Below are 9109 nucleotides of genomic sequence, written 5' to 3'. Positions count from 1 at the left end.
GTGGATGAAGTAGCGCTTCATTGGGATTCTCTGAGCAAGAACGTGCCCTTATGCGACGGCCGGGCACGGAAATCAGCTCTATGGCGAGCGGTATGGCCTGACGCTGGAGGATGCGCCGGGTGGGGGCGTGATTGCCCGGGTCGAGTTGCCGTTCATGGTGTTCGAGCAGGATGTAATGAAGCGGGCGGTGAAGGCCCGGGCTTGAGGGGGCAATCGTGGAAGGTGGTTGGCGAGTGCTGGTGGTGGATGACGAGCCGCTGGCTCGGGACAACGTGCGGCACCTGCTCGCGCGGGCGCCCGACGTCACGTCCATCCGGGAGTGCGAGGGTGGGCAGGAAGCGGTGGAGGCGATTCTCCATGAGCGGCCGGACCTGGTCTTCCTCGACGTACAGATGCCGGAGGTGGACGGCTTCGAGGTGCTGCAAGAGGTGGGGCCGGATCGGATGCCACCCGTCATCTTCGTGACGGCGTTCGACCGCTACGCGGTGCGGGCGTTCGAGGCGAATGCGCTCGACTATCTGCTCAAGCCCTTCAGTGACGTTCGCTTCAACGATGCGCTGGAGAAGGCGCGCAAGCAGCGGGCGACGGGCAGGGACAGGGCGCTGCTGGGGCGCCTGTCGGCGTTGCTGGAGACGTACCGGACGCCGGCTCCGTCGGGGCTGGAGACGTCTTCCGCCGAGGCGCCGTATCTGGAGCGCATCGCGGTGAAGACGGACGGCAAGGTGTTGCTCATGCCCGTCGCGGAGCTGGACTGGTGCGAGGCGGAGGGCAACTACGTGGTGCTGCACTCGGGAGGGCGCAGCCCCATGCTGCGCGAGACGCTCAACCGCGTGGAGCAGTTGCTGGATCCGAAGTGTTTCGTCCGCGTGCACAGGTCCACGCTGGTGAATGTGAATCGCATCCGGGAACTGGAGCCGGACGTGGACAAGGGCTGGGTGGTGGTGCTGCGAGATGGGACACGGCTGCGCTTGAGCCCGGGGCGGAAGCCGGCGGTGGAGGCACTGCTGCGACAGTCGTTCTGAGCCTCGCTGTTGGCCCGCCCGAGCCCCGGGCGAGAACACGGGCCGGCAAGGTTTCAGTCGTCGGCCGTGTCCTCACACATGCTGGCTGAATTTTCCGAGCTGGATGCGCAGCCTTCACTGGCGTCCCCATCGATCAAATCCGCCAGCCAACCTCGAAAACCAGTCAGTCCGAGCTGGCCGCCCGCATAGATTTCAACGGCCGCGGATGCCGCGGCCTGTCGTTGGGCCTTTGCGTAGCGGTAACCGAGAACGACTGCCCAGACCGCTCCGAGGAGCGCCACCACGACGCCCAGCACGACCGCCGCTTGGAGCATCCACGTCATGTCTACCTCCTGCTGGCCGCGACCATCTATATCAGGTTCAACCCCTGCCGCGCCTCGAATCAACAGGCCATGCAGGAGCCCGTGTGCAACTCGATGCACATCTGATGTTGGGGAACCTGCTCGGGTGTGCAAGCCGTTGCTCCCTCACGTGGCGATGCTGCCCCGGGCCGTGATGGGTACACTGCATGCAATAGCCCTCGGGGGGCTGCTGTTGGCCCCTTCCTGGGAGGCCCGCACATGCGAATGGGTTTCAACGATATCGGTGCCTGGGTTCTCGGCGGGCTCCTCACCCTCGCGACCTTGCATGACGCTCAGGCCGCGCCGCCCACAGAGGCAGACAAGCCCGTGGCCGTGGTCCTGGGCCGCGAGATTCCCCGGGCGGCGTTGGCTTCGGACGACAAAACGCGACAGTCCGAGCGCGCGGCGCGGAAGCCGGAGGACTTTGCCCGCTGGGAGTTCATGGACGAGGTGCAGCGGCTCATGGGATTCGTGATGCCCCCGCTCCTGGAGGACTACGCCCGACAGAGGAGCCTGGAGCCCACGAAGGAGGAGCTCCAGGCCTATATCGGTGCGACCTCCAAGTTCGAAAAGGAGGCGCTCATGCGGGCGAAGGAGGACAGCGAGCGACGGCGCGACGAACTCCGACGTGTGGACCTGCCGCCCGCGAAGCGTCAGGTGCTTCAGGCCGAACTGGAGTCGGCGGAGGAACTCGTGAAGGCCCTATTGGAGGGGATGGGCGAGGACCCCTCCATCGCAGCGGAGAAGTCGGAGAGGGCCCACTCCTGGGTCCTCTCGTGGAAGCTCCAGCGCGCCCTGCACCGCGAATACGGAGGCGACATCATCTTCCAGCAAGTGGGCCCGGAGGCGGTGGGGGCCTACCTGCCATTCCTGGAGGCGCGCCAGAAGGCAGGCGACTTCAAGGTCCTCGACGAGGAGCTGGGCCGCCGCTTCTGGGAATACGTGCGCCGGTCACCGGGCATCCGCATGAAGTCGGACGCGCTGGAGACACCGTGGTGGTTGATGAGCCCGGACCAGAAGTCCATCAAGTAGCGGCGTATTCTTCCGCCAATCCAAAACAAGTCAGGCCCAGGGTCCTCCGTGTTTCCTTGGGTGTGATGGACTGCCACACTTCCGGTGCGCTAGTGGCGTCAGTCCATGACCCCAAGAATGAATGGCATGGCTGGATTGTGGGTGGCGATGCTCGCAATCGCTGGGTGTACGAAGGACGGTGAGCAGGAGCTTCGCACGGGGCGCGTACTTCAGGCGGTGACGTCGACGGTGTCCGTGTCCGAGGCGGTGGAGTTCACCAGCCAGGGCATCACGCCGAACGGCGCGGCGTACCGCAACAGCCCGCTGATGGGCGTCTTCCAGACCGAGGACTATGAGATTCAAGTGCTGCTGCGCTTCCCTCAACTGAGCGTACCCGCCAGGTCCGTGGTCCAGAGCGCGACGCTCCGGTTCGCCGTGGAGACCTATACCGACGACTTCGCGATTCGTGGCTCGTATGTCCAGACGCCCTGGAGCTATCTCGCCGCGGGCCTGGGTTGGCAGTTCCGTGATGATGGCCTCGAGTGGGATCGGCTGGGCGGAGTAGGGCAGGGGACGGACCTGGTCGCCGGCACTTCGCTCCAGCTCACCACGTTTCCGAGCATCGTCAGCGTGCATGACGTGCCGCTCGACGTGGCCGTGGTGCAGTCGTGGGTCGATGACCCCTCCACCAACCAGGGGGTGATGCTGGCGAACTCGAAGGTCGGCAAGGTGGCCAAGGTGTTCTCCAGCCTGGCGACCCAGCCCGAGCGCCGGCCAGTCCTCACCCTCGAGTACACCGCGCCCACGCCGACCAGCGACACCACGGCTCCCACCGTGGCGATTTCCTCGCCCGTCGGTGGCACGACGGTGGACGGTGTGGTCGGAATCACCGTGACCTCCAGCGACAACATCGGCGTGACGAACGTGCAGCTGCGCATCGACGGCCGCAACCTGTCCTCTTCGCAGCTCAACACCCCCCAGTTCCGCAACGGTGACCACGTGCTGACCGCGCACGCTCGCGACGCCGCTGGCAACCTCACCACGTCGGCTCCCGTGCGAATCACCATCGACAACGAGCTCGTCGACACCGGCCCGCCCCAGGTCCAGGTCACCACGCCCATCGCCAACGAGACGGTGAGCGGGCCCTTCACGGTGCGGATGAGCGCGGTGGATGACATTGGCGTCACCCGGGTGCATGTCGAACTCGACGGCGTCCAGGTGGGCGACGCGGATCTGGCCGCGCCCTGGTCGGTGATGCTCGACACCGAGACGCTGCTGCCCTACGGCACCCGGCAGTTGACCGCGGTGGCGCGTGACGCCGCTGGCAACGTCGCCGTCTCGACACCGGTCTCCATCACCGTGAGCGCGCCACCGCCCGACACCAGCCCGCCGCAGGTCCAGATTGTCTCGCCCGCGAGTGGTGTCTCGGTGGGTGGCACCATCCAGATCAAGATCGACGCGCAGGACAACGTGAGGGTCGCCGGCGTCCAGTTGAAGGTGAACGGCCAGAACGTCGGGAGCGAGGACCTCACCTATCCCTATTGGATCAGCGTCCACACCACGCAGGTCGGCGATGGCACCTTCCCGGTGACGGCGGTGGCGAGGGATCGCGCCGGCAATCTCACCACGTCGGCGCCCATCACGCTCACCATCGCCAACGGGCCCCCGGTGGTGCTCCCCATTCCGGTGGCACACCCCCGCCTCTGGTTCACCGCCGCCCGGCTGGCTCGGGCCCAGGCGTACTTCGCGCAGAACCCATACACCCCGGTGACTGTCGTGCAGGGGCCCGAGGCGGCCATCGACGCCGCGATGCACTCGCTCATCACCGGCACCCCGGCGTCGTGCCGCGCCGCGATTGACTGGGCGGTGGCCACCGAGATTCCCATCACCGAGAACACGGTGTCGAGTGACCCCGCTCGCTGGTTCGGCGAGGGCATCATCCTCACCTATGACTGGTGCTACGCCCACCTGCTGCCGGCGGAACGCACGACCTTGGAGACCCGCTGGAACTTCGTGATTTCGGCGCTCAATGACAACCCGTGGGGCGGCATTGGCATGGAGGGCAACAACTACTACACGGGCTATTTCCGCAACTCGATTCTGTGGGCCATCGCGAGCTGGCATGAGAACCAGCCGTACGCCAACAACCTCCTGCAGTACGCGATGAAGTCGCGTTGGCGGTTCTCGCTCCTGCCGTACCTGGACGGAGGCGCCGCGGGCGGTGCCCCTCATGAGGGGTCGACGTATGGCCGCAGGACGTTCGGCTACATGACGGTGCCGTTCACGTCGCTCGGCCTGCATGGACACGACATGTGGAATCAGACCGGTTACTTCATGGAGTCGGTCTTCTGGTCCATCTATTCGACGACGCCGGGGCTCAGCCGGATGGGCCAGTTCCAGCTGTTCGAGACGTTCCCGTTCAATGACGACGAGCGCTGGCTGGACCGGTGGGATACCAACAACACCTCTCAGACCACGCTGGGCAGCTACTTCGCGCCGTTGATTGAGGAGTGGTCGGACCAGCCCATCGCTGGCTATGCCAAGCGCTTCCTGGAGCTCACGGGCCATCCGATTGACGACCGGCTGGTCCGGTATGTCTACAGCGACTCGGTGGCGGCGGTGACTTCGAGGGACCTCGCCGAGCTGCCGCTCGACTACCACGCGCGCGGTCTGGGCATGGTCTACGCCAAGACGTCATGGGCGTCCGATGCGACCATGATCAACCTGCAGTTCGGGCGGACCGCCAACGCGGGACATGCCCACCGCGACTCCGGCAACTTCCAGTTGTGGCGAGCCGGCGAGTTCCTGGCCCGGGAGACGGTGGGCTATGCGGACTCGATTGTCGGCTACGCGGGCGGCGCGGCGGTCGACACCGAGTCGCCGGTGGCACACAACACCCTCCTGTTCGAGGGGATGGGCACCGTCGGCTACTACCACCACGTGCCCCAGATGCTGCGGCTCTCATCGTCGGCGGTGGCCAACTACGCCGCGGTCGACCTCACGGGTGTGTATGACGTGAATGACGAGTGGGCCCACCGGGAGGAGGAGGTCGGCAACCCCTACGCTGGCCGGGTGGTGCGAGAGACGTTGTTCATCCGTCCGCTGGAGACCCTCGTCGTGTTCGACCGGGTGGAGAGCGGTCAGAATGACGCCTCGGTGGACAAGACCTTCTTGATCCACTTCCCGTCGAACCCCGTGCTCACGGGCAACACCTGGTCGGCGACCAGCGGCACCCAGGCACTGCGGGTCAGCACGTTGGTGCCGGCGAATCCGACCCGGAGGATCATCGATGAGCGCGGGCCGATTCGCCCGAATGGCACCTACCCGTACCGGGTCGGCCAGTTCCGAGGGGAGATTGAAACCAACGGACAGGTGGTGAGCCACTTCCTGAACGTGGTGCAGGCCAGGGCCGTGACGGGCGGCGCGGACCTTCAGCTCACCCTCAACGAGACGCCGACTTCGTACACGGTGACGATGGTCCACCCGACCCGAGGCAGCGCGGTGGTCACCTTCGAGAAGGGAATCGCGAGCTCGGGTGGCAGCTTCGGCTACGCCGCCAGCGGAACAGTGACGCAGACGCCGCTGCGCGCTGGGGTCCAGTCGATGGCCGTCACTCCGAGCGGGCCGGTGTGGGCGCCGTGATTCGCTGATAGGCAAGGGTCGCCTCGTGCACGCCATCCCCGTGGAGGCGTGCATGCGGCGCTCTCGTCGAAGGCGGAGGCCACGAGAACGGCCTTCTCCTTCCCGGCATTCGAGTCCGCGCGCTGGAGCGAGCTCTCGCGAGGGGCCCGGCATGGGTCGGCTCACACGCCGTGCGTCGCCTCCGCGAGGGCCGCCGGAATCGTCTCTCGCATCAGCTCCACGAACCTGCGCAGTCGCGCGGGATGGAAGCGCGCATACGGATAGAGCAGGTACATGGGCAGCGGCGCAGCCCGCCAGCGAGGTACCAGATGCACGAGCCGGCCACTCACGATGTCCTCGCGGAGCACCCAGGCGGAGGCCACGCCGACACCGAGCCCGTTCACCGCGGCGCTCCGGAGTGCGTAGAGGCTGTCCGTGCTGAGGCGGGGATTGAAGGCAATGGATTGGACCTCGCCGGTCTCCACCTGCGTCAGTGAGAGTTCGCCGCGATAGAACGTGCGGAGGGAGAGCCACGGCAGTCTTGCCAGCTCGTCGGGATGGGTCGGCGCGGGGATGTTCGCGAGCACCGACGGCGCGGCCACGACGATGCGCGGCACCTCCGCCACCCGGATGGCCACCACGCTGGGGTCATGCACCTCGCCGACGTGGATCGCGCAGTCGATACCATCCGCGATGAAGTCCACCGCCCGGTCATGCAGCAGCCACTCGACCGACACTCGCGCGTGGCGGTTCAGGTACTGCGTCAGCGGCTCCACCAGCAGTTGTTGCCCGAACGCATGCGGCACGACGACGCGCAGCGTGCCCTCGGGTTCGTCGCTCGCGCCCCGCAGGTCGGCCTCGAACATCTCCCAGTTGGCCAGCAGCTCCTTCGCGCGCTCGTAGCAGCGTGCGCCGTCCTCGGTGAGCTTCATCGCATGCGTGGAGCGTTGAAGCAGCCGCAGCCCCAGCGAGCGTTCGAGCGCCTGGAGCCGACGGCTCACCGTGGGCTGCGTGGTGCCCAACTGCGCCGCGGCGGAGGACAGGCTCCCGGCGTCGACGATGCGGAGGAAGGTCTGCATCAGCTCGAGCCGGTCGGCGGTGGGCTGTGCGCTCCGACTTGGGGACCTGCTCGGTCGACCAGGGCTGGTAGGGCGGGGCTTCATGCACGGAACGTATAGCCGCTGTGCGGAGCGCGCTACTACCGACCCTCTTCCCTCGGGGACACACTCATCTCGACTCGCACCGCTGGGGTGAACACCATGTCCTTCATTCGTTCCGTACATGCAACCGCTGGAGACGCGCCGATGCCCGAAGGGGCCTCCCATTCCATGGCCCTTCCGCCCCAGGCCCAGGCCACGAGCAGCGGCGACACCGCGCCCCTGTCGCGCCGCCTGCGCCTGCTGCTGGCCGCGAGCGCCGGACTGCCGGTGGCCGCGCTCTACTACGCGCAGCCGATGCTGGGAGTGATGGGGGCCTCCATCGGCGCCTCGGACACCGCGGTGGGGCTGCTCCCCACGCTCACCCAGCTCGGGTATGCGCTGGGCATCCTGCTGCTGACGCCCCTGGGAGATCGTTTCGACCGGCGCCGCATCATCCTCATCAAGGCGGCCCTGCTGAGCGTGGCGCTGCTGCTCAGCGGCCTGGCCCCCAGCATCGGCCTGCTGCTGGTGGTGAGCTTCGCCGTCGGCCTGACGGCGACCATGGCTCAGGACATCGTTCCGGCCGCGGCGGCCCTGGCTCCCGAGCGTGAGCGCGGCAAGACGGTGGGCACGGTGATGACCGGCCTGCTGCTGGGCATCCTTTTGTCGCGAGTCGTCAGCGGGGTGGTCGCCGAGCACTTCGGCTGGCGCGCCATGTATCTGATTGCCGCCGCCAGCGTGGCGCTGATCGGCCTGGTGGCCTGGCGGGGACTGCCGCGCTTCCGTCCGACCAGCACGCTCTCATATGGCGCACTGCTCGGTTCGCTCGCCAGCCTGTGGCGAAGGTACGGCGCCTTGCGCAGGGCCGCGCTGGCACAGGGCCTGCTCTCGGTGGGCTTCAGCGCGTTCTGGTCCACCCTCGCGGTGATGCTGCATGGCGCGCCATTCCACCTGGGGAGCGCGGCCGCTGGTGCCTTCGGACTGGCGGGCGCGGCGGGGGCGTTGGGCGCGCCGGTGGCGGGTCGCCTCTCGGACCGCTTCGGTCCCGAAGTGGTGACGCGCCTGGGAGCGGGGCTGACCGCGATCGCGTTCGCCACCCTGTTCGCGACGCCGTGGCTGGAGCCGGATGCGCGACTGTGGTTGCTCGCCGGCAGTGCGATCGGGTTCGACCTGGGCGTCCAGATGACGCTCGTGGCGCACCAGACGATTGTGTTCGGCATCGACCCCGCCGCGCGCAGCCGCCTCAACGCGGTGCTGTTCGTCACCATGTTCATCGGCATGGCCGTCGGCGCGGCGAGCGGCAGCCTGGTGCTGGCCCGGTGGGGATGGGGGGCGGTGACGGTGCTCGCGACCACCTCGGCGGTGGCGGCCTTGCTGGTCCGACTGGCTCCGGGCGCACGCACGGCTCGCTGAGCCACGGATGCATGGCCATTACGACGCTCCCGCACCCTCGAATGATATGGCTGCATCCCTGGTCCGTTCATTCGAACTCAGAGGTGCAACCCTCACCTCGAGGAGCGTGAATGAACCCATCAAGAGGCGCTGGCGTTTCCCGTGCGGTGTGTCTGCTGCCGGTTGCCCTGCTGTTGCATGCCTGCGGTGGAGCCGAGGTGGCGGAGGTCGATTCCCTTTCCGCGCAGCGGTCCGTCGCCAGGGTGAACGGATGCTTTTCCTCTATGGGGAAAACGACCCCTGGTCCGCTGGCCCCTTCGAGGTGCGGGAGCGCAACGACTCGTTCCGCTTCTACGTTCCGGACTCCAATCACATCAACGCGAGCATCACCCGTCTGCCCGAGGCGGAGCGCACGCTGGCCCTGTCACGGCTCTCCACCTGGATGGGCGTCACCCCGCCAGCCGTCGGTGCTCAGGGCCTGGCGGTTGAATCTCCGGCAGACGTCGCGCCCCTGGTGGAGGCGCGCTCCCGGCTGTAGTGCGGGGGACGTGAGGTCCGGTGCTCCCGCATGCCCTTGAGCTGG

General features: G+C 67.3%; 7 protein-coding genes. 5 read left to right on the top strand and 2 right to left on the bottom strand.

Annotated features, from left to right (window positions below):
• Positions 1–215: 215 nt before the first annotated feature.
• Complete coding sequence (locus HUW62_RS27265) at positions 216–1022, top strand: LytTR family DNA-binding domain-containing protein (RefSeq protein WP_176436055.1); 807 nt, start codon at positions 216–218, stop codon at positions 1020–1022.
• 53 nt (positions 1023–1075) lie between these two features.
• Here the strand turns inward: HUW62_RS27265 and HUW62_RS27260 are convergent, their stop codons facing one another.
• The gene (locus HUW62_RS27260; protein WP_176436054.1) at positions 1076–1345 is read right to left on the bottom strand and encodes a hypothetical protein; all 270 of its coding nucleotides are present in this window, start codon (positions 1343–1345) and stop codon (positions 1076–1078) included.
• Positions 1346–1582: 237 nt separating this feature from the next.
• On the opposite strand from HUW62_RS27260, the gene HUW62_RS27255 reads away from it, so the two are divergent.
• Together HUW62_RS27255 and HUW62_RS27250 are read left to right on the top strand one after the other, a co-directional pair.
• Positions 1583–2395, top strand: a complete 813-nt coding sequence (locus tag HUW62_RS27255; protein WP_176436053.1) for a hypothetical protein — start codon at positions 1583–1585, stop codon at positions 2393–2395.
• Between the two features lie 126 nt (positions 2396–2521).
• Positions 2522–6016, top strand: coding sequence for an Ig-like domain-containing protein (locus HUW62_RS27250; RefSeq protein WP_255203662.1), 3495 nt, complete (start codon positions 2522–2524; stop codon positions 6014–6016).
• 161 nt (positions 6017–6177) lie between these two features.
• Here HUW62_RS27250 and HUW62_RS27245 read toward each other — a convergent pair whose 3' ends face one another.
• Positions 6178–7074, bottom strand: a complete 897-nt coding sequence (locus HUW62_RS27245; protein WP_163867231.1) for a LysR family transcriptional regulator — start codon at positions 7072–7074, stop codon at positions 6178–6180.
• Positions 7075–7323: 249 nt separating this feature from the next.
• Here HUW62_RS27245 and HUW62_RS27240 point away from each other — a divergent pair, with 249 nt between their 5' ends.
• On the top strand, positions 7324–8547 hold the full coding sequence (locus HUW62_RS27240) for an MFS transporter (protein ID WP_303626850.1): 1224 nt from the start codon (positions 7324–7326) through the stop codon (positions 8545–8547).
• 7 nt (positions 8548–8554) lie between these two features.
• The gene (locus tag HUW62_RS27235; RefSeq protein WP_176436050.1) at positions 8555–9064 is read left to right on the top strand and encodes a hypothetical protein; all 510 of its coding nucleotides are present in this window, start codon (positions 8555–8557) and stop codon (positions 9062–9064) included.
• Positions 9065–9109 lie beyond the last annotated feature (45 nt).

Origin of the sequence: Myxococcus sp. AM011, from assembly GCF_013372595.1 — a bacterium.
Lineage (GTDB): Bacteria > Myxococcota > Myxococcia > Myxococcales > Myxococcaceae > Myxococcus > Myxococcus eversor.
The sequence above is the reverse complement of the archived record's forward strand: the minus strand, read 5'-3'. Positions and strand labels throughout refer to the sequence as shown.

Coding starts and splice junctions, on each gene's coding strand:
- HUW62_RS27260 (WP_176436054.1), bottom strand. CDS start 1,345: ATGACGTGGATGCTCCAAGCGGCGGTCGTGCTGGGCGTCGTGGTGGCG.
- HUW62_RS27255 (WP_176436053.1), top strand. CDS start 1,583: ATGCGAATGGGTTTCAACGATATCGGTGCCTGGGTTCTCGGCGGGCTC.
- HUW62_RS27250 (WP_255203662.1), top strand. CDS start 2,522: ATGGCTGGATTGTGGGTGGCGATGCTCGCAATCGCTGGGTGTACGAAG.
- HUW62_RS27245 (WP_163867231.1), bottom strand. CDS start 7,074: ATGCAGACCTTCCTCCGCATCGTCGACGCCGGGAGCCTGTCCTCCGCC.
- HUW62_RS27240 (WP_303626850.1), top strand. CDS start 7,324: ATGGCCCTTCCGCCCCAGGCCCAGGCCACGAGCAGCGGCGACACCGCG.
- HUW62_RS27235 (WP_176436050.1), top strand. CDS start 8,555: ATGCATGGCCATTACGACGCTCCCGCACCCTCGAATGATATGGCTGCA.